Source organism: Ruegeria sp. CDSC025 (assembly GCF_059610805.1).
The window spans coordinates 328,992-347,459 of sequence record NZ_JBXWOJ010000003.1; the positions used below are offsets into that span (position 1 = coordinate 328,992).

Consider the following 18,468-nt stretch of genomic DNA (forward strand, 5'->3'; position numbering starts at 1 on the left):
AATGGCAGAGCCTTCACGACGCCGCCATTGCCCATTTTTCGCTTACATATTGGGATAGTTCGGACCATCCCCTCCCTGCGGCGTGGTCCAGGTGATATTCTGGCTGGGATCTTTGATGTCGCAGGTCTTGCAGTGAACGCAGTTCTGAAAGTTGATCACGAATCGCGGACCATTTTCATCCTCGACCATCTCATACACCCCCGCCGGGCAATAGCGCTGTGCCGGTTCGTCGAATTCGGGCAGATTGACACTGACCGGAATCGCCGGGTCCGAGAGTTTTAGATGGCAAGGCTGACTTTCCTCGTGGTTCGTCATCGCGAACGAGACGTTGGTCAGGCGGTCGAAGGACAGCGTGCCATCCGGCTTTGGATAGTCGATCGGTTTATGTTTACTGGCTTCTTCAGTCGATTCCGCGTCGTTCTTGCCGTGGCCCAGAGTGCCAAACAGCGAAAAGCCCAGAGTGTTGGTCCACATGTCCAAACCGCCCAGCGCCAGCGAGGGCATCAGACCCCACTTCGACCACATCGGTTTGACGTTGCGCACTTTCTTGAGGTCTTTTCCGATGGCACCTTCGCGAACATTTGCTTCATAGACAGTCAATTCATCGCCCGAACGCTCGGCTTTGATGGCATCAAATGCCGCCTCGGCCGCAGCTTTGCCAGACAGCATCGCGTTGTGGTTGCCCTTGATGCGCGGCACATTGACCATGCCCGCCGAACAGCCCAGCAGCGCCACGCCTGGCGCGACCAGCTTGGGCATCGATTGATATCCACCCTCAGTAATCGCACGAGCGCCATAAGCCACGCGCTTGCCGCCTTTCAGCAGCTCGGCCACCATCGGATGATGCTTAAAGCGCTGGAATTCCATATAGGGGTACAGGTGCGGGTTCTTGTAATTCAGGTGAACCACAAACCCGACATAGACCTGATTGTTTTCCAGGTGATAGATGAACGACCCGCCGCCCGCGTTGCTGCCCAGGGGCCAGCCCATCGTATGGGTGACGGTGCCTTCCTTGTGCTTGGCCGGGTCGATCTCCCAGATCTCTTTCATGCCGACGCCGTATTTCTGGACTTCTTTTCCGGCTTGCAGATCGTATTTCGCGATCACTTCCTTGGACAGCGACCCGCGCACACCTTCGGACAAGAAGACATATTTGCCGTGCAGCTCCATGCCCGGCTCGGTGTTCGGGCCGTAGGAGCCATCGGCCTCAAGGCCGAAGACACCGGCAACAACGCCTTTGACTTCACCATTGTCGCCATAGACCAGCTCGGAACAGGCCATGCCAGGGAAGATTTCCACGCCCAGCTCTTCGGCCTGCTCAGCCATCCAGCGGCAGACATTGCCCATCGACACGATATAGTTGCCGTGGTTGTTCATCAGCGGCGGCATCGGGAAGTTCGGAATGCGGATTTTTCCAGCCTCACCCAGCATATAGAAGTTATCTTCGGTAACCGGGGTGTTCAGCGGCGCACCTTTTTCCTTCCAGTCCGGTATCAGCGCATCCAGGCCGCACGGGTCCAGCACCGCACCTGACAAGATATGCGCACCCACCTCCGAGCCCTTTTCCAGAACGACGACGTTCAAATCGGCATCCAGCTGTTTCAGACGGATGGCCGCCGACAGTCCCGCGGGGCCGGCGCCCACGATCACCACGTCATATTCCATCGCTTCGCGTTCAATCTCGGCCATTGCGGGCTCCTTCGCTAACTTTCCGAATTGGCGCATCTAACGCACGGTCGGCGCAATTTTGTTTCACGGCTGATTACATGCTGGGAAAGCCACAGGTCAATCGAAACACGGCGTAACTATGCCGCTATGCGGCAGATCACGTGTCCGGAGTGTCACCCATCAGGTATCTGGGGCCACTTCCCTTGGATTTGGCACGGTCATCAGGATTGTAAAGAGCACATTTGGGCAAACTAAGGCACCCACAGCCAATGCATCCGTCCAGATTGTCACGCAGGCGCATCAACGTATCGATTCGCTGATCCAGATGCGACCGCAGATCCTTGCTGATGTTTTTCCAATCCTGCGGCGTTGGTGTACGATTTCCGGGCAAGCCGGACAGGACTTCTCGGATTTCGGGCAGGGTTAGTCCGAATTGCTGCGCTATCATCACAAAACTCAACCGTCTTATGTCGGCGCGCTGATATCGCCGCTGCCCACCCGCATTGCGCCATGGGGCAATCAGACCCTGCGCCTCATAATATCGGATCGCTGAAACCGCCAGCCCGGTGCGCTGGGCCAAAGCGCCTATTGCCAGCCCCTCTGAAATCGCCATCTCGCCCTCAAAAAATTCCTTGACCTAAAGTTAGGTTTAGAAATTACGGTGAGTCGGGACAAGCCTCAAATTGAATAGGAGATCCCATGATGGCGACACTTGAACACACCAATTTCACTGTCCGCGACCCGCAGGCTTCGGCAAAATGGATGCAGTACGTCTTCGGTTGGAAAACCCGCTGGGAAGGCCCTGCAATCGCGGGTGGCTATACCGTGCATGTCGGTAGCGCACATACCTACCTGGCGCTTTATGCACCCAGCGATCCCAAACCCTCGGGTGAAAGCAGCTATGACATCATCGGGGGGCTGAATCATGTCGGCGTTCTGGTCGAAGACATCGACGCAACCGAAGACAAGGTGGTCAAAGCAGGTTTCACCCCCAAGTCGCATGCAGATTACGAGCCCGGCAGGCGGTTCTATTTCGATGATGAGAACGGCATCGAGTTTGAGGTGGTGCAATATGCTTGAAACACTCTGGATGGCCTCAACCACCTGGAAATGGCAGCGCGGTCAGCTGTTTGGACAGCGTAACAGGTGCCCACGGCGCACAATCCAACGGCGTTAAGTCGCAAATCCAGCTTGCTGTCTTCTTTGACCTCTTGCATTTCACGCATCATTTGGGTCAGGTATTTGCCAACCCATCAAATCGCCCCGACGCTGGTTCCATGCGGCGGGGCGTTACAATTTCAGCGTGGACGACAAGAATATGGAAAAAATTCCCATGACGCCTGCGGGCAATGCTGCGCTTCAGGCCGAACTCAAGAACCTAAAATCCGTCGAGCGGCCAGCTATTATCGAAGCCATCGCCTCGGCCAGGGAACTGGGTGACCTGAAAGAAAACGCCGAATATCATTCGGCCCGGGAAAAGCAGGGTTTTATCGAAGGCCGCATCAAAGAGTTGGAAGGCATCCTTTCACTGACCGATGTGATCGACCCTGCCAAACTGTCTGGTGCTATCAAATTTGGCGCCAAGGTCACGCTTGTTGACGAAGACACTGACGAGGAAAAGACCTGGCAGATTGTAGGGGAATATGAGGCCAATATCGAAGCCGGCCTGCTGAACATCAAATCCCCTATTGCCCGCGCCCTGATTGGAAAGGACGAAGGCGACAGTGTCGAGGTACGCACACCTGGCGGCGTACGTTCTTATGAAGTCCTGAGTATCACCTACGCCTGAGCCCCGGAGCGTTCACAATGTCCGAGCCCACGCCAGAGCAGGAAGCCAATCGGCCAACCTCACTGGGCATATATGATAGGCCAACCAAGCCTTCGATAACCGAGATCGAAATTGCAGCCGTCGCCCTCAGCGTGATCTGGCTGATCGTCTCGGTTGTTTTTCTGGTGCTGCCCGACGAGGTCGACGGCGGAGGCTTTGTCGTGACCTTACTGGCGGTCTTTATGCCGGTAGCGATGATCTGGGTCGCGGCAATGGCCATGCGCGCCAGCCGGATCATGCGCGAGGAAAGCGCACGACTACAAACCTCGATTGACGCCATCCGAAACGCATATATCGCTCAGCAACAGCGATCTTCCAGCACCTATGAGCCAGCCGTATCCAAAAAGCTGGATCAGATCGCGGAAACGGCCAAGAAAGCCGAAAGCGCGCTGGCCACGTTTTCAACCAAGCGCAGGGAACCCGCACAGCAACCGACAGCCGTGGGGAACGGCGATCAGACTTCGCTGGAACTGGGTACACAAGCTGGGGATATCGTGCCCCCGCTTGGCACCGACATCTTTATCCGTGCGCTGAATTTTCCGGAAACACAGGAAGATACCGAAGGCTTTGATGCCCTACGGCTGGCGCTCAAGGACCGCAAGACAGCCAAGCTTGTACAGGCCTCTCAGGACGTGCTGACCCTGCTCAGCCAAGAGGGCATCTATATGGATGACCTGCGCCCTGACATGGCCCGCCCCGAGATCTGGCGGCAATTTGCGCAGGGTGGGCGCGGACGGGCTGTCGCGGCCTTGGGCGGCATTCGCGACCGCTCCTCGCTGGCGCTGACTTCGGCCCGGATGAAGCAGGATCCCATTTTCCGGGACGCCGCCCATCACTTTCTACGCAGGTTCGATCACATGATCATCGAGTTTGAACCCCGTGCCAGTGATGCAGAGCTGACCGCTTTGGGTGATACAAGAACCGCGCGGGCCTTCATGTTGCTGGGGCGTGTGGCCGGAACCTTCGACTAGATTCCGAAACTTCCATAGGGGATGAACCGGACAAGATCACCCGGTTGGATGTGGCGCGCTCCGTCTTCGATCTCGACCAGCCCTTCGGCCCAGCTGAGCCCGCTGATCCGCCCGGACCCTTCCGAAGTGAAAACTTCGGCTTTTCCGTCTCGGATGCGGGCCCGCAGATATTCCCGCCGCCCGGGTTTCTTGCGCTTATCAAAGGCGGCTGGCAGATCGAACCCCTTCGGGTCCCGCCAGCCCTCGCCAGCCATCAGGCCCAGCGCCGGGCGGGCAAAGATTAGGGTGCAGACCAATGCCGCTACTGGATTGCCGGGCAGTCCGAAAACCGGCACTCCGTCCCAAATCCCCAAAGCCAGAGGTCGCCCCGGTTTCAGGGCAATACGCCATTCCTGCATCGCTCCGGCCTGCCGCAACAGCGCGGAGACATGGTCTTCGTCCCCTGCCGACGCGCCGCCACTAGTCAGAACAACATCCGCCTCTTTCGCAGCTTCGTTCAGCCGCTCGCGCAGGGTTTCACGATCATCGGCAACGCAGCCCATATCCAGTGGCTGGAATCCCATCCGCTGGATCAGAGCCAGCAACATTGGGCGATTGGCATCGTAGATTTGCCCTGGCTCAGCAACCTCACCGGCCTCGACTAGCTCATCCCCCGTTGACAGGACGGCCACCCGCAGAGCTTTGCGAACCAGCAGATCACCAGCACCCGTCGCGGAGAGAAGGGCCAGATCGGCAGGTGTCAACCGGCGTCCAGCGGGCAAAGCCAGATCACCTCCAACCACATCTTCGCCCGCATTGCGGGTATTGGCACCCTGTTTCAGGGGGCCGCGAAAGGCGATATACCCATCCTGAACTGTCACGTCCTCTTCCAGAATAACGGTGTCCACCCCATCGGGCAGGGCCGCACCAGTCAGAATCCGTATGGCGTGGCCGGGCGCAAGCTGACCATCAAAGGGAACACCAGCCGCCGCACGCCCGTCTTGCAGCGGCATCACCTGCGGCCCATCCGGAACCGGACCGGCAAAGCCATAGCCATCTACCGCCGTATTTGCCTGCGGCGGGTTCGAACGTTGGGCATATACATCGGCGGCCAAAATCCGACCTGCGGCTTGTGCCAACGGAACGGTTTCAGCCCCCATCACGACCGAAAGGCGGTCGCGCAGCAGGGCCAACGCTTCGTCAACCGGCGTCCAGCTCACGCCCGCAGGCAAGGCAAAACAATCGTTGCGCAAGGGCGGTGGGGCAATGTCCGGTTTGCTCATAATCCTACCTCTTGCAGAATGAACCCTGCGATGGCTGCGGTGTCGTCCAGATCAAAAACCGGACGGTCGAAGTTCAGCTCTGTGTCACTGGCAACCGCGCGCACAGTTTCGTTCTCGGCCGCAATCAACGGATTTCCAGCGGCCACCCGATACGCCTCGACCTTGGGGTGGGCTTCGCGTTTGAACCCCTCGATCAGCACAAGATCAACCGGAGCCAAGCGTGCCAGCAGATCAGAGAGAGGCGGCTCGGGTGCGCCGCGCAGTTCCTGCATCATCGCAATGCGCTTGCCGGACGCCAACAGCACCTCGGACGCACCGGCTTCTCGATGGCGGAAACTGTCCGTGCCGGGCTGGTCGACATCGGCGGCGTGATGGGCATGTTTGACGGTCGAAACCGAAAAGCCGCGCGCGGTGATCTCGGCCACCAAACGCTCCATCAGGCCGGTCTTGCCCGCGTTTTTCCAACCGGTGACGCCATAGACCTTCATGCCTGCTCCAGCAGCTTTTGCGCCCGCGCCAGATCGTCGGGCGTGTTGACATTGAAGAAGGGATCAAACGGCTCCGCCGGAAACAACGCCTCACGCCCATCATGTTTATCTGTCCACAGCACAACCTTGCGCAGCCCGTCATTCAAGGCATCTCGCAAATCATCTCGCAACGCGACAGGCCAGAGGCCAAATGTCGGATGCCGGTTGACCCGTTTGCCGCCGCCGGATTTCAGTGCTTCATCCCCGGTTCGAGGCGTAGTCGCCAGCACCAGCGGATGGGTTTGCCCTTGAGCAGCATCCGTTAGGCGCGCCACAAGATCGCGCGGAAAAAACGGCGTGTCGGCAGCGGCGGTGACGATACTGTCGGCGCCCTGTTCTGCTGCCCAATCGAGCCCCGCCAGCACACCCGCCAGAGGCCCGGCGAAACCTTCAATCGTGTCGGGCAGAACAGGTAGGTTCAGTTCGGCGAACCGTTCGGGATCACCATTGGCATTCAGCGCCAGACCGACCACCTGCGGGCCAAACCGGTCAATGACATGAGACAGCAGGCTCTGCCCACCGACTGTCAGCAAGCCTTTGTCGCCACCACCCATCCGAGTGGCAAGGCCTCCTGCGAGGATGATGCCGAGAGGGCGGGTCATTTGATCTCCTCAAGCGCGGGCCATTTCCTGAATTTCTGGGTGGGCAGGAAAAGCAATGGACAGACGGCCAATCCGAATGCTGTAAACCAAATAATTGCAGGCCACCCCGTCAATTCGGCCGCCTTGTAACTCAGGCTATAATGGGCTGGCAAAAACACTAAGACGGCCCCAACAGCAAAGATAAGACCAAAACAGCACCGATACGTGCGCACCGCCTTTCTGACCTCATCTGGTATCCCGGCAAACTCTGGCAGACCGTGCATCAAAACCCGCTGAAGCACGAGTGCTTGTTTTTGAGACAACTCCCCCCATGCCTGCCAACCAAGCCGAAAGGGGGCAGCGATGTTCCAAATGCTGATGTATTCCTCTGGCGCCCACCCCAGACGGTTACGCAGGTTGACGTCCAATTGCGCCATACCCTCAATGATCGCGCGTTTCGACCGCTCAAGGAGCCAGAACACATAGACCATCATTGGCAGCAAGCCCAATGTCGCGACGAATAAAATAGATAAACCAAAGACTTCCAAAATCATTCCGCACTCTTCCGTCTATGCTTTTTATCTTCGACCGCCACTGTCGACGGGTCGACGTCGCGCACCAACCGGTCCTCGCCCGCAAGACACACGAACCGCTGCCCCCGCATGCGGCCGATCAGGGTCAGGCCAACCTCACGCGCGATTTCGACACCCCAGGCGGTGAAGCCTGACCGTGACGCCAGCACCGGGATGCCCATCATCGCGGTCTTGATCACCATTTCCGAGGTCAAACGACCTGTGGTGTAGAGGATCTTATCTTCGGCCCCTACACTTTCGGACAGCATCCAGCCTGCAATCTTGTCGACCGCGTTGTGGCGGCCCACGTCCTCCATATAGACCAACGGCCGGTTTTCCCGACACAGGACCGTGCCGTGAATTGCACCAGCCTCAAGATACAATGAAGGGGTTCGGTTGATTTTGGCTGCCAGATCATACAGCCATGAGGTGCGGACCTGAACCTGCGGCAGGCGCACGTCCTCCAGCCCTTCCATCATGTCACCAAACACAGTGCCGACCGCGCAGCCGCTGGTTCGGGTCTTTTTCTTCAGCTTGTCCTCATATGAGGTTTCGCGCGCGGTGCGCACCACCACGGTTTCCAGATCGTCATCGTAATCCACGCCGGTAATGTCATCATCGGCCAACAGCATCCCCTGATTGCGCAGGAACCCCAGCGCCAGATATTCAGGGTAATCGCCGATTGTCATTGCAGTCACGATTTCCTGAGCGTTAAGGAATATCGTCAGGGGGCGTTCCTCAACGACCGAGATCCGGCTGACCGCGCCATTCTGGTCGATGCCGTCAACCGCACGGGTCAGGCGAACCGCGCCGGGATCAGGGGCGATGATGTAGTCGGTGGCATCCGGTTTCGTGGCCAATTGCAACCCTTTCCCAAGATCGCTACTGCTGTTGGCGATACCATAGGAATTTGCCATGGCTTACACCACATCCAAGTCATACTTCTGGAAGGGTTTTCGCGATGGAGCGCCGTTTATCTTTGTGGCAATTCCGTTCGGCACCCTTTTCGGCGTATTTGCGACCGAGGCTGGGCTGGATATTATCCAGACAATCGCCTTTTCGGCGGCTGTCTTTGCCGGGGCGGCCCAGTTCACCGCCCTGCAGCTGTTGCAGGACAACACACCCAGCCTGATCGTTCTGGCATCGGCCCTGGCGGTTAACCTACGCGTGGCAATGTATTCGGCCTCACTGACGCCTTATCTTGGGGCGGCCCCCCTGTGGCAACGGGCCTGCGCCGCTTATCTGACGGTCGATCAGTCCTATGCCTGCTCCATTGTACAGTTCGAAAAAGAGCCCGATATGACCGTGCCGCAGCGCATGGCCTATTTCTTTGGCTCGGTCACGCCGATCACGCCGCTTTGGATTCTGGCAACTTATCTGGGCGCAGTTTTGGGCGCACAGATTCCAGAAAGCTGGGCGCTGGATTTTGCACTTCCGATCACATTCCTGGCAATGATCGGGCCGATGATGAGGACGCTTGCCCATGTCATCGCCGCCTTAGTCGCCATAACCGTTGCTCTGTTGACCGTAGGCGTGCCGTTCAACCTGGGCCTGCTGATCGCCGGGACCGCCGGGATGATCGCAGGGGCGCAGGCCGAATTGATGTTAGAGCGTAATAGGTCATGACACAGATTGATCCGGTGACCATGTGGAGCATTATCGTTGGCTTGGCGATTGGCAGCTTTGCCCTACGCTTTACCTTTATCGGCATCGTCGGAGACCGCCCGATGCCACCCTGGTTGTTACGCCACCTGCGCTATACCGCCGTAGCCATCGTTCCGGCCCTGATTGCGCCGCTGGTGGTCTGGCCAACCGCAACGGATGGTCAGCCCGACGTGCCGCGCATGGCCGCCGCAGCGGTTGCTTTGGCGGTTGGTGTCATCACAAGAAACGTGGTCATTGCCATCTTTGCCGGGGCGGGCACGCTCTATGGCTTGCTGTACCTATTGGGTTGAGGCCGCTTCCAACTGGTTCAGGCGCGCATTGTTCGAGGCCAAACCGGCCTGCAGGTCAGCATCGTCATTCTCGCGGTATTCGGTGGTCACGACGCCGGGGAGTTCACCGAACTGATCGGACAGCTTGACCGGGTAGAAGGTCGTATTGATCTGCTCGAAACCCGGCACCTGCTGCAATAGCTGCGAGGTTGAGTTGGCGCAAAACGCTTCGGATACAGGGCCCATCTGCTTGGCCAGTTGCAGGGCAATTTCGGCCTGCTGTGGTGTCACCTGAATCGTCTGGATACGCGCATAATGCGTTTCGCGTGCGTGGCTGCTGCGATAAGCGCGTTCGACATTCGGCGTGATGCCATACAGAACATCGTTTCGGATCGGCACCACATCGGCGCGAAACGAGCCTGCGGGGTCAAAGATCACCCTTTCGCTGCCGCTTATCATCAGCGAGGTATGCGCCCCCGAACCGGTCCGGGTGCTGATCATGGTATAGAGCGTCAGTGTTGATGGCCCCGGATCACGATAGGAACGGGCCACAACTTCGGTCTGATCGGCCTGCGGACGCTGCGAACCGGCACAGCCAGCCACTGTTGCTGCCAGCAGGCAGGCAATCACAAATCTGATCACGGCGGTCAGCCTCGCCCGGGATTAAGCGGCGAAAACCGCCAGAAACAGGCAAAGGAAAGCAATCGCCACCACGCACCATGTGGTCGCTTTTACGAAACCGTTGAAGGTTTTGGTTTGAACGGTGATGTCCATTTCGCCGTGCTTATGTTCAGCCATGATTTTCAGAATCCTAATTCGCGTGTTTGATACGTTGGATAATCGAAAATCCCGGGCCTGTCACCACGTCATTCGGGCGCAGGTGACACGGAATCAAAGACCGAACACCCGCGATATCCGAACCCCCACCGCCAGGGCAGACCCGAACAGGGCGCCCCGCCCAATCGCACCGCGCCATACATGGCCTCGGCGGTTATGGCATGGGCGGATCGTATCTGATCCGAAGTCATGTCATAGCGTTCGGCGTAAATTTCGGCGTTCTCATCCCCGTGTTGCCGCACGCAGGCTCTCAGGCTGTCATCGGCTGACAGGCGCGCGTCATAACTGTCTTCGGGGCGCAGGCCTCCGCCCGCGTGGTGATAGGCCCGGTCATGGCTGACACAGCAACTCTCCCATGGGGGATGCGCCTCGAACAGGGCCTGAAAGCTGGGAAACGTGTCGGCCACAAAGCGCCAACTGGCTGACAACCCGCCCGAGCAGCCATCCGTTTCAAATGGCGTCAATTCCGCAGCGCCCCGCTGTGCGATCAGCGCGCGATGGGCGGGCATCTCAAGACTGCGCATAAAGTCCTGCGCCCCGACTGGCGCCGCGATCAGCGCCAGAGAAACGGCCAGATTACGGGCTTTCATCGCGCATCGCATCGGTATCAACGGCCATGCCGAGCACCGTTGCCAGCCACAGCATCAGACGTTCTGCCGGCCCCATTTCAGCGCGGATACGCAAGACTTCTTTGGCCATTGCCGGTCGGTCCGTGATCAGCCCATCCACCCCCATCGAGGCCATGGCCGACATTTGCAACGGGTCATTCACCGTCCAGACATAGATATCCTTGCCCGCGGCCTGCACCGAACGTACCAGCCCCGGCGTGGCCATGGCGGCGTTGACAGCCACAAAATCCCCTTCGAGACCCGACAGATCGCCAACAGCGGTTGCCGCCAAAACCCCCGCGCGCCAATCGGGACGCAGAGCCTTCATCTTTTGCACGGCAGGGTATTTCAGCGACATGGTAGCGATGTCATCCTGCATGCCGAATTCCTCGACCAAGGCCGCAACGCGGTTTTCCAGATCGACGTCATGACCGTAATATTTCAACTCGATGATCACCTTGGCCCTGTCTTTGGCCGCAGCCAGCACGTCGCGCAGCGTTGGCGTGCGTTCATCGGCATATTCCGGGTCATACCAACTGCCGATATCGATCTCGGCCACGTCTTCCATCGTGGCATCCCAGACCTTCAGGTTCACCCCGGCCAGCTTCATGAAATCGCTATCATGGGCGACGATTATCTCATCATCCGCCGTTTCCTGCACGTCGATTTCAACCCAGTCCGCCCCGTCCTCAATCGCCTTCAGAACCGAGGCCATGGTGTTTTCCGGCCGTAACGCAGCGGCACCACGGTGGCCGATCACCTCGGCCCTGTCAGGGGCCTGAACGTGTTCCAGCAGGGATTGACCGAACCAGAGCCCGACCAATACCGCCACCGCCGCAATGCCAACAGCACTCAGCAGACCAATGCGCAGATTGCCTGGCGCGGGATGTGGTGGTTCAGAGGTCCGGATCTTGAAAAAACCGTCCAGCAAAACCGCAAGTGCTCCCAGCGCGGTGGCTGCCAAAACCAGCCCAGCCAACGACCAGAGCCCGGCGACCAGAAGGCTGTAAACTAGCGCCAGCCGCAGATGCTCTGCCCCCTGCAGGGGCACCAACGCGAATAATGATCCCGCGCCCCAAGCGATCAGCGCGGCAAGAACTGCCCTCAGCCCCAGCCAGAACACCAGTGCGATCTTGAGCCGCCCGCGCTTGCCCTCCATCCGATCCGCGCTGACCTGGAAAGCATCAGCCGGTGGCAGGTTTTCGAACAGAACCAGATGCAGTCCCAGCGCCCATGCGGACAGCTTGCGGATCAGCACCCATGCCATGACCAGCACCACAGCTCCGATCAGCGCAACGGCGATCCAGAAAGACGGCGGATGGAAGGTCAGGTAATAGTTGATGTCATACTCGGTCAGCGTCCACCAGGCGATCAGAGCAGCGATAGCGGCGAAAGGCAGGATCAACAGGATGATCCGCAGAACCAGGCGTGCAGCAAATCCAAACAGCGCAGGCAGGCGCGACAGGATCAACTTGATCGCCGCGCTCCCCGCGCGCCACGGATCGCTTTCGCCCATCCTCAGCGACCCGGCCATGACCGAGAAGACAAAGACCTCGGCCAGCAGGAACAGGCTGAGCATTGCGATTGCGACCGCAAACCCCAGCGGAGACAGGATGAACGCGGCAATATCCTGATCCGTCAGGGCGGTCTGGCTGGAGAGCGAAACTGCTAGGTTCACCGCAATCGCCACGCCCGGCGCAATCAGCGCAATCAGCAACAGGCGCACGGCGACATAGATCGGCACAAAGACCCGGCGGCGTGCCCACGCGCCCTTGTATGCTTTTGTAACGGCAGAGAAAGTGGCCACGTTGCGCCCCCCAAATGATTGATTCATTCAAGGCTGCGCAGACGTGAATTGCAAGTCAGGCTATCAGTTTTCTTCGAGATCAGCCGCCAGCCGGAATCCGATGCGATTGGCGGGCTTATCCTCGACCGATTTGGGCAGCGCTCGCAGCATTACATTCAACTGGCTGACATGCTGCACGAGTTGGGTTCGCGCCCCGGACCCATCTGCGCCGTAAAAAGTGATGATATCAGGGTCGAAATAGCCCATTCCTTCGATCCGCATTACCCCGGCATCACCGCCAGTAAATCCCATGGCGACCTCATGATCCGCATCCAGCGTATTCTCGAAATTCTGGATATACAGGATCAACCGTTCATAGGCCCATTGCGCCGAGCTTTTGGTGGCTACGGGCTTTTGCAACTGGCCGGGCAGGTCCTTGGCGCCGGATTTCGCATCCGGGTTGGCATGCACCTCGTAACATCGGGGCAATGCTGCTGATTCCGCTGCCTCGGCTGAGGTTTCGATCTTGTCCATGCCTTCTACCCTTTGCGCTGAAACTCCCACGCCCCGTCCGCGCGCCGCGTTCGGGTAACAGCACCAATGTGGTAGAGATGGTTCAGATGTGCAACTGCTTCGACCAGAGCAAGCCCATACTCTCCTTCACCGATCTGGCGTTTGAACAAGGGCACAAAGCACTCAGCAGCGGTTTTGGGCTGGTCCAGATAATTCTGCAGACGGTCCAGCGCGCTGTGGTGGTTGTCGATCAACTGCCTCATCCTGACCGGCAGGCCGGTAAAGGGCAGTTTGTGCCCGCCCAGCGCCATATGATCCGGGCGCGCCAGGTCCTGCAGGCGCTCGCAGGCTTCCATCCACTCCGCCACTGGATCCGCCATGGGCTCGGTAACATAGACGCCCAGATTGGGGCTGATCGAGCTGAGAACCTGGTCGCCCGTGATCACCAGATTATCGTCACGGCTCCAAAAAGTTGCATGTTCGGGAGCGTGGCCATTGCCCATATGAACATCCCAGTCGCGCCCGCCCATACGAATGACGCTGCCCTGTTTGATCCGGGTAAAGCCCAGCGGCATCGGATAGACCGTGTCGCAGAAATTGAAGGGCCGTTCTGTCATCCTTTTGGCAAGGAAATCGGCATCCATCCCGGCGCTTCGGTAGTAATCCAGCGTTTCCTGCGGCCAGTTTTCCTGCACATCCAGCGTCAGCATCCGTGCAAACAGCCATGCGGTACGCGACGTGACCAGCTCGGCCCCGTGTTCAGATTGAAACCAACCAGCATTGCCAACGTGATCGGGATGGTGATGTGTCACCACCACGCGCGTCACGGGTTTGCCCCCCAGCGGTCCTGCCATCAGGTCCGCCCAAATACGGCGCGTCTTGTTCGAGGACATGCCAGTGTCGATCACCGTCCATCCGTCGCCATCATCCAGCGCATAGATATTGACGTGATCCAGCGCCATAGGCAGCGGCAACCGCATCCAAAGCACGCCTTCGGCAATTTCAACGGCCTCGCCCAGGGCCGGAGCCTCGGGCCAAGGATAGCGGATCGTCAAATGTGTATCACCGTCCATCAGGCAGCTACCATTTCCTCGGCGCTGAGAGCAAAGACGTCATCTGCACCGTTCTGCGCCTGAACCAAAAGCCCCGAAAACTCAGGCAACAACGCATTGATATAAAAGCGTGCCAGCTTGAAACGGGTGCCGTTTGGCTCGGCAAGGGCCGCCTTGAGGTGATAGTGACCGCCCAGAACGCGGGCGAATGCCTTCAGATAGGGCACGGCGCCAGCAAATCGCGTGTTCATGTCGGACTGCGATATCAGCCACTCGGTCGTTTCACGCAGGCTTTCCGTGGCCTCCCAGACAGGACCCGCCAGTTCCGGCATCGACCCACGCGCACGTTCGGCGTGATCCTCGATTTCGTCCAGCAAACGGGACGCCGCTTCGCCGCCATCCATCATCTTGCGTGCGACAAGGTCCATGGCCTGAATGCCGTTGGTGCCCTCGTAAATCGCGGTCACACGGACGTCGCGATAGAACTGTGCCGCGCCGGTCTCCTCGATAAAGCCCATACCGCCATGGACCTGCACGCCTTCTTCCGAAACCCGCATACCGGTTTCGGTACCGAAGGCCTTGTTTATCGGCGTCAACAAGGCCGCGCGCGAAACCCAGTCCGCGTCGCCTGTTGCATTGGCCATATCGATCGCGGCTGCGTTTGCAAGCATGATCGCACGCGCAGCAAAAGTATCCGCACGCATACTCATCAGCATCCGGCGTACATCGGCGTGATCGAGGATTGTGCCCGAAGGTGTCTTGCCTTGCTTCCGCTCAAGCGCATATTCTAGGGCCTGCTGATAGGCGCCTTCGGCGGCACCGATACCCTGTCCGCCGACGCCCAGTCGCGCGTTGTTCATCATGGTGAACATCGCAGCCATTCCGCCATGTTCCTTACCCACAAGCCAACCTTTGGCGCCATCATACTGCATCACGCAAGTTGGCGAACCATGCAGACCCATCTTGTGCTCGAGCGAAACCACTTTCAGGTCATTTGCCACACCCGGATCGCCATTCTCGTCCGGCAGGTATTTGGGCACCAGAAACAGCGATATTCCCTTGGTTCCGGGAACAGCATCGGGCAGGCGTGCCAACACCAGATGGCACACGTTTTCAGCAAAATCGTTGTCACCCCAGGAAATGAAGATCTTCTGACCAGACACCGAATAGGTGCCATCTCCATTCGATTCTGCCTTCGACGTCAGCGCACCCACATCCGATCCGGCCTGAGGCTCGGTCAGGTTCATCGTGCCCGACCATTCACCAGCGATCATTTTGGGCAGGTATAGGTTCTTCAGCTCATCACTTGCGTGGTGCTCCAGTGCTTCGATCTGGCCCTGCGTCATCAGCGGCGCCAGTTGCAGTGACAGGCAGGCCGCAGACATCATCTCGTTGACGGCAGTGGTCAAGGTCATCGGCAGCCCCATACCGCCATATTCGGGATCAGCGCTCATGCCGATCCAGCCCCCCTCGGCAATAGCGTTCCAACCGTCGCTAAATCCTGGCGAGGTACGCAACACGCCGTTTTCCAGACGCGCGGGCTCTAGGTCTCCGTTCCGCTGAAGCGGCGCCATGACCTCTTCGCAGAGTTTTCCAGCCTCGGTCAGGATGGCGCTGACGACGTCTTCGCTTGCTTCCGCGAACTTGTCGGTCGCTGCAATACGATCAAAATCAACCGCATGGCGGAACAGAAATTCGTAATCTGCAACTGGTGCGCGATAGGGCATAATATTACCTCGGGGCTGTCTTGAACGGTCCGCGACGCCGGGGTTGGAAATCCGCTGACTCGCCGTTATTCATCTGGGTTTGAACGATTACGTACCCATCCTTATGCTACAAGCAATCAAAACGCGGCGTCACTCACAATGATCTCTAACGGTACACTCGAACTGTCAGCCGACCCGGCGGGAATTGCTCAGGCTGCGGATCTTCTGAGGCAGGGACAGCTGGTCGCTTTCCCGACTGAAACGGTCTATGGGCTGGGTGGGGATGCCCGCAACGGAGAGGCTGTCGCCAGCATCTATGCCGCCAAGGGCCGACCCAGTTTCAACCCTCTGATTGCGCATGTCGCATCGGTAGAGTCCGCGCGCAGGTTTGTTGAATGGTCAGATCAGGCCGAGGCGTTGGCACAGGCGTTCTGGCCCGGCCCGCTGACTCTGGTTCTCCCGCTGCGGGAAGGGCACGGTGTATCGTCGCTTGTCACTGCCGGGCTGGATACATTGGCGGTTCGGGTGCCTGCGCATCCTTCTGCCCGGGCTATTCTCGAGATGTTCGACGGGCCGGTCGCTGCGCCCTCGGCCAACCCTTCGGGACAGATCAGCCCGACAACAGCCGCGCATGTCCGCGCCGGTCTGGACGGGCGCATCGCTGCCATTCTGGATGACGGTCCCTGCGGTGTCGGGCTGGAATCCACCATTGTCGGCCTCGCTGGAGAATCCGCTTTGCTACGCCCCGGAGGGGTGGCTTTGGACCAGATCGAGGCAGCTCTCGGCACGGCATTGCATCTACACCAATCGGGCGACACGCTAACAGCACCCGGACAGATGCTGTCGCATTACGCCCCGGACGTGGCGGTCCGGTTGAACGCGCAGACTACACATGGTGACGAGATTCTCTTGGGATTTGGACCGGTCGAATGCGACCTGAACCTGTCCGCTGATGGTAACCTGACCGAGGCAGCGGCCAATCTTTTTGCCGCTTTGCACAAGCTCAACAGCACCGGACGCCCGATTGCCGTGTCCCCTATTCCGGACCACGGATTGGGCGCCGCTATCAACGACCGGTTGCGCCGGGCTGCAGCACCGCGTGACAGTTGATCAGGCGCGCCCTGCACTGGCAGACAGAGTCAGAGGATCGACGCCCAGCGTTGCCAGCGCCGCCTCCCATTTCTGATCATCGGGGACATCGAACACCAGCTTCGAATCCGCCTCGGTTGTGAGCCATCCGTTCATCGCGATCTCATCCTCAAGCTGCCCGGGTCCCCAGCCTGAATACCCTAGCGTCAGCATAGAATTCAGCGGCCCTTGCCCCGAGGCCAGGTCTTCAAGCACGTCCAACGTTGCAGTCATGCTGAAATCGTCCGAAATCTGCAGGGAATGGAGGTTCGCGTCATAATCGGCGCTGTGCAGGACGAATCCGCGCGACATCTCGACCGGGCCGCCGAAATGCACCAGACGCTCACCCACGATCGGGATACGGCAAGCGATGTTCAACTGACCCAGCAGCGTCTTTATGCGTAAATCCGAAGGTTTGTTGATGATCAGACCCATCGCGCCATCGTCGCCATGGCTGCAAATATAGACAACCGAATGATCGAAACGCGGATCGCCCATCCCAGGCATCGCAATCAACAGTTTACCGGTCAGATCCATAAGACGACATCTCTTGCTGAGCTCCCATCAACAATGCCCCCGCAGTCCCGGTATTGGCAAGGGACGAGCGGCGATTTCGCTAGATTTCATTCGAGTGACCCGAACGTGACTTGGAATTCGCCTCGAGACCACGCATTTATAGGGTATGAACATTCACAAGACATTTCTGGCAGCCGCCCTTGCCGTGACCGTTGGCGCGATTGGACCGGCATCTGCACAAGTGGTCGGCTCGGTGGCCGAATTGGATATCCTGGACGGCGGGCGCACAGCAAATGGAGCCTATCTTGGGGCGCTGCGGGTGACCCTGCAGGACGGCTGGAAGACCTATTGGCGGGCGCCGGGCGATGCGGGTATTCCGCCACAGTTCGACTGGAAAAGATCAACCAATGTCGGCAGCGTGTCGATCACATGGCCCGCGCCGGATGTCTTTGACCAGAATGGCCTGCAGTCGATTGGATACGAAAATCAAATGGTCCTGCCGGTCGAGATTTCGCCGAAGAACCCGGCCAAACCCGTGCGGCTGAAAGGCACGGTGGATCTGGGGGTCTGCAAAGACGTCTGCATCCCGGAACGTTTGGGCTTCGATCATACCCTGAACGCCGAAGCAGAGCGCAACCCGACGATCGCGGCGGCACTGGCCAAGCGTCCCTATTCCGCCAAAGAAGCCCGGGTCGCCAACGCGCGGTGCCACCTGACCCCGACGTCTGACGGAATGCAGATCGAGGCGCGCGTCACCATGCCATCCGCAGGTGGCCGCGAGATCGCCGTGATCGAACCCGGCAACCCCGAGCTGTGGGCCTCGCAAACCGACGCCAAACGGCAGGGCGGTACTCTGGTCGCCACATCCGAGGTGATCAACGCCTCGGGCGGTCCGTTTGCGCTGGATCGCTCAAAGATCCGGATCACTGTTCTGGGTGCCAATCACGCGGTGGACATTCTGGGGTGCAGCGCTGGCTGA

The 18,468-nt window shown here is 58.9% G+C and carries 22 protein-coding genes; 7 read left to right on the forward strand and 15 right to left on the reverse strand.

Annotation, left to right across the window (positions count from 1 at the left end):
- Positions 1–42: 42 nt before the first annotated feature.
- Both AC2FH8_RS07080 and soxR read right to left on the reverse strand, forming a co-directional pair.
- The gene (locus tag AC2FH8_RS07080) at positions 43–1,689 is read right to left on the reverse strand and encodes an electron transfer flavoprotein-ubiquinone oxidoreductase (RefSeq protein WP_496689027.1); all 1,647 of its coding nucleotides are present in this window, start codon (positions 1,687–1,689) and stop codon (positions 43–45) included.
- Between the two features lie 136 nt (positions 1,690–1,825).
- Positions 1,826–2,281: a redox-sensitive transcriptional activator SoxR gene (gene soxR / locus AC2FH8_RS07085; RefSeq protein ID WP_142635400.1), complete on the reverse strand. Its 456-nt coding sequence runs from the start codon at positions 2,279–2,281 to the stop codon at positions 1,826–1,828.
- An 86-nt stretch (positions 2,282–2,367) separates the two neighbouring features.
- On the opposite strand from soxR, the gene AC2FH8_RS07090 reads away from it, so the two are divergent.
- From AC2FH8_RS07090 to AC2FH8_RS07100, 3 genes are all read left to right on the forward strand, one after another.
- Entirely contained in the window at positions 2,368–2,748 is a 381-nt protein-coding gene (locus AC2FH8_RS07090) for a VOC family protein (RefSeq protein ID WP_496689029.1), read from the forward strand.
- Positions 2,749–2,986: 238 nt separating this feature from the next.
- Positions 2,987–3,457 (forward strand): transcription elongation factor GreA, encoded by a 471-nt coding sequence (gene greA, locus AC2FH8_RS07095; protein WP_142635396.1) that lies wholly within the window; start codon positions 2,987–2,989, stop codon positions 3,455–3,457.
- A gap of 17 nt (positions 3,458–3,474) precedes the next feature.
- Positions 3,475–4,467, forward strand: a complete 993-nt coding sequence (locus tag AC2FH8_RS07100; RefSeq protein ID WP_142635394.1) for a hypothetical protein — start codon at positions 3,475–3,477, stop codon at positions 4,465–4,467.
- On the opposite strand, the gene AC2FH8_RS07105 is transcribed toward AC2FH8_RS07100, so the two are convergent.
- Genes AC2FH8_RS07105 through AC2FH8_RS07125 form a run of 5 tightly spaced genes read right to left on the reverse strand, consistent with a single transcriptional unit; the run spans position 4,464 to position 8,275 of the window.
- Complete coding sequence (locus tag AC2FH8_RS07105; RefSeq protein ID WP_496689031.1) at positions 4,464–5,729, reverse strand: molybdenum cofactor synthesis domain-containing protein; 1,266 nt, start codon at positions 5,727–5,729, stop codon at positions 4,464–4,466. The two genes, AC2FH8_RS07100 and AC2FH8_RS07105, sit on opposite strands and share 4 nt — an antisense overlap.
- Positions 5,726–6,217: a molybdopterin-guanine dinucleotide biosynthesis protein B gene (gene mobB, locus AC2FH8_RS07110; RefSeq protein ID WP_142635390.1), complete on the reverse strand. Its 492-nt coding sequence runs from the start codon at positions 6,215–6,217 to the stop codon at positions 5,726–5,728. Before mobB ends, AC2FH8_RS07105 begins: the two co-directional genes overlap by 4 nt.
- Positions 6,214–6,858 (reverse strand): molybdenum cofactor guanylyltransferase MobA, encoded by a 645-nt coding sequence (gene mobA, locus AC2FH8_RS07115; RefSeq protein WP_496689033.1) that lies wholly within the window; start codon positions 6,856–6,858, stop codon positions 6,214–6,216. Before mobA ends, mobB begins: the two co-directional genes overlap by 4 nt.
- Positions 6,855–7,391: a hypothetical protein gene (locus AC2FH8_RS07120; RefSeq protein ID WP_281972574.1), complete on the reverse strand. Its 537-nt coding sequence runs from the start codon at positions 7,389–7,391 to the stop codon at positions 6,855–6,857. Before AC2FH8_RS07120 ends, mobA begins: the two co-directional genes overlap by 4 nt.
- Positions 7,388–8,275 (reverse strand): formate dehydrogenase accessory sulfurtransferase FdhD, encoded by an 888-nt coding sequence (locus AC2FH8_RS07125; RefSeq protein ID WP_496689163.1) that lies wholly within the window; start codon positions 8,273–8,275, stop codon positions 7,388–7,390. Before AC2FH8_RS07125 ends, AC2FH8_RS07120 begins: the two co-directional genes overlap by 4 nt.
- A 49-nt stretch (positions 8,276–8,324) precedes the next feature.
- Between AC2FH8_RS07125 and AC2FH8_RS07130 the strand changes: the two genes are divergently transcribed.
- Both AC2FH8_RS07130 and AC2FH8_RS07135 read left to right on the forward strand, forming a co-directional pair.
- On the forward strand, positions 8,325–9,035 hold the full coding sequence (locus tag AC2FH8_RS07130) for an AzlC family ABC transporter permease (protein WP_496689036.1): 711 nt from the start codon (positions 8,325–8,327) through the stop codon (positions 9,033–9,035).
- Entirely contained in the window at positions 9,032–9,364 is a 333-nt protein-coding gene (locus AC2FH8_RS07135) for an AzlD domain-containing protein (RefSeq protein WP_496689038.1), read from the forward strand. The genes AC2FH8_RS07130 and AC2FH8_RS07135 overlap by 4 nt, the downstream gene beginning before the upstream one ends.
- Here the strand turns inward: AC2FH8_RS07135 and AC2FH8_RS07140 are convergent.
- From AC2FH8_RS07140 to AC2FH8_RS07170, 7 genes are all read right to left on the reverse strand, one after another.
- Positions 9,353–9,985, reverse strand: coding sequence for a hypothetical protein (locus AC2FH8_RS07140; protein WP_271948503.1), 633 nt, complete (start codon positions 9,983–9,985; stop codon positions 9,353–9,355). The genes AC2FH8_RS07135 and AC2FH8_RS07140 overlap by 12 nt on opposite strands.
- Positions 9,986–10,006: 21 nt before the next feature.
- On the reverse strand, positions 10,007–10,141 hold the full coding sequence (locus tag AC2FH8_RS07145; protein WP_142635378.1) for an aa3-type cytochrome c oxidase subunit IV: 135 nt from the start codon (positions 10,139–10,141) through the stop codon (positions 10,007–10,009).
- A 68-nt stretch (positions 10,142–10,209) separates the two neighbouring features.
- Positions 10,210–10,770: a hypothetical protein gene (locus tag AC2FH8_RS07150; protein WP_142635376.1), complete on the reverse strand. Its 561-nt coding sequence runs from the start codon at positions 10,768–10,770 to the stop codon at positions 10,210–10,212.
- On the reverse strand, positions 10,757–12,622 hold the full coding sequence (locus AC2FH8_RS07155; RefSeq protein WP_496689040.1) for a glycerophosphodiester phosphodiesterase family protein: 1,866 nt from the start codon (positions 12,620–12,622) through the stop codon (positions 10,757–10,759). Before AC2FH8_RS07155 ends, AC2FH8_RS07150 begins: the two co-directional genes overlap by 14 nt.
- 36 nt (positions 12,623–12,658) lie before the next feature.
- Positions 12,659–13,108, reverse strand: coding sequence for a DUF6173 family protein (locus AC2FH8_RS07160; protein WP_142635374.1), 450 nt, complete (start codon positions 13,106–13,108; stop codon positions 12,659–12,661).
- A gap of 5 nt (positions 13,109–13,113) precedes the next feature.
- On the reverse strand, positions 13,114–14,160 hold the full coding sequence (locus tag AC2FH8_RS07165; protein WP_142635372.1) for an MBL fold metallo-hydrolase: 1,047 nt from the start codon (positions 14,158–14,160) through the stop codon (positions 13,114–13,116).
- The gene (locus AC2FH8_RS07170) at positions 14,160–15,866 is read right to left on the reverse strand and encodes an acyl-CoA dehydrogenase (protein WP_496689042.1); all 1,707 of its coding nucleotides are present in this window, start codon (positions 15,864–15,866) and stop codon (positions 14,160–14,162) included. Before AC2FH8_RS07170 ends, AC2FH8_RS07165 begins: the two co-directional genes overlap by 1 nt.
- A 138-nt stretch (positions 15,867–16,004) precedes the next feature.
- On the opposite strand from AC2FH8_RS07170, the gene AC2FH8_RS07175 reads away from it, so the two are divergent.
- Positions 16,005–16,955 carry an L-threonylcarbamoyladenylate synthase gene (locus AC2FH8_RS07175; protein ID WP_142635369.1) on the forward strand — a complete coding sequence of 317 codons (951 nt, stop codon included), beginning with the start codon at positions 16,005–16,007 and terminating at the stop codon, positions 16,953–16,955.
- Here the strand turns inward: AC2FH8_RS07175 and AC2FH8_RS07180 are convergent, their stop codons facing one another.
- Positions 16,956–17,510, reverse strand: a complete 555-nt coding sequence (locus AC2FH8_RS07180; protein ID WP_142635367.1) for a YqgE/AlgH family protein — start codon at positions 17,508–17,510, stop codon at positions 16,956–16,958.
- A gap of 145 nt (positions 17,511–17,655) precedes the next feature.
- On the opposite strand from AC2FH8_RS07180, the gene AC2FH8_RS07185 reads away from it, so the two are divergent.
- Positions 17,656–18,468, forward strand: coding sequence for a protein-disulfide reductase DsbD domain-containing protein (locus tag AC2FH8_RS07185; protein WP_281972581.1), 813 nt, complete (start codon positions 17,656–17,658; stop codon positions 18,466–18,468).

What these genes read in the sequence shown, in the direction of transcription:
- AC2FH8_RS07080 (WP_496689027.1), bottom strand. Translation starts at nt 1,689, where the DNA reads ATGGCCGAGATTGAACGCGAAGCGATGGAATATGACGTGGTGATCGTG.
- soxR (WP_142635400.1), bottom strand. Translation starts at nt 2,281, where the DNA reads ATGGCGATTTCAGAGGGGCTGGCAATAGGCGCTTTGGCCCAGCGCACC.
- AC2FH8_RS07090 (WP_496689029.1), top strand. Translation starts at nt 2,368, where the DNA reads ATGATGGCGACACTTGAACACACCAATTTCACTGTCCGCGACCCGCAG.
- greA (WP_142635396.1), top strand. Translation starts at nt 2,987, where the DNA reads ATGGAAAAAATTCCCATGACGCCTGCGGGCAATGCTGCGCTTCAGGCC.
- AC2FH8_RS07100 (WP_142635394.1), top strand. Translation starts at nt 3,475, where the DNA reads ATGTCCGAGCCCACGCCAGAGCAGGAAGCCAATCGGCCAACCTCACTG.
- AC2FH8_RS07105 (WP_496689031.1), bottom strand. Translation starts at nt 5,729, where the DNA reads ATGAGCAAACCGGACATTGCCCCACCGCCCTTGCGCAACGATTGTTTT.
- mobB (WP_142635390.1), bottom strand. Translation starts at nt 6,217, where the DNA reads ATGAAGGTCTATGGCGTCACCGGTTGGAAAAACGCGGGCAAGACCGGC.
- mobA (WP_496689033.1), bottom strand. Translation starts at nt 6,858, where the DNA reads ATGACCCGCCCTCTCGGCATCATCCTCGCAGGAGGCCTTGCCACTCGG.
- AC2FH8_RS07120 (WP_281972574.1), bottom strand. Translation starts at nt 7,391, where the DNA reads ATGATTTTGGAAGTCTTTGGTTTATCTATTTTATTCGTCGCGACATTG.
- AC2FH8_RS07130 (WP_496689036.1), top strand. Translation starts at nt 8,325, where the DNA reads ATGGCTTACACCACATCCAAGTCATACTTCTGGAAGGGTTTTCGCGAT.
- AC2FH8_RS07135 (WP_496689038.1), top strand. Translation starts at nt 9,032, where the DNA reads ATGACACAGATTGATCCGGTGACCATGTGGAGCATTATCGTTGGCTTG.
- AC2FH8_RS07145 (WP_142635378.1), bottom strand. Translation starts at nt 10,141, where the DNA reads ATGGCTGAACATAAGCACGGCGAAATGGACATCACCGTTCAAACCAAA.
- AC2FH8_RS07150 (WP_142635376.1), bottom strand. Translation starts at nt 10,770, where the DNA reads ATGAAAGCCCGTAATCTGGCCGTTTCTCTGGCGCTGATCGCGGCGCCA.
- AC2FH8_RS07155 (WP_496689040.1), bottom strand. Translation starts at nt 12,622, where the DNA reads ATGAATCAATCATTTGGGGGGCGCAACGTGGCCACTTTCTCTGCCGTT.
- AC2FH8_RS07160 (WP_142635374.1), bottom strand. Translation starts at nt 13,108, where the DNA reads ATGGACAAGATCGAAACCTCAGCCGAGGCAGCGGAATCAGCAGCATTG.
- AC2FH8_RS07165 (WP_142635372.1), bottom strand. Translation starts at nt 14,160, where the DNA reads ATGGACGGTGATACACATTTGACGATCCGCTATCCTTGGCCCGAGGCT.
- AC2FH8_RS07170 (WP_496689042.1), bottom strand. Translation starts at nt 15,866, where the DNA reads ATGCCCTATCGCGCACCAGTTGCAGATTACGAATTTCTGTTCCGCCAT.
- AC2FH8_RS07175 (WP_142635369.1), top strand. Translation starts at nt 16,005, where the DNA reads ATGATCTCTAACGGTACACTCGAACTGTCAGCCGACCCGGCGGGAATT.
- AC2FH8_RS07180 (WP_142635367.1), bottom strand. Translation starts at nt 17,510, where the DNA reads ATGGATCTGACCGGTAAACTGTTGATTGCGATGCCTGGGATGGGCGAT.
- AC2FH8_RS07185 (WP_281972581.1), top strand. Translation starts at nt 17,656, where the DNA reads ATGAACATTCACAAGACATTTCTGGCAGCCGCCCTTGCCGTGACCGTT.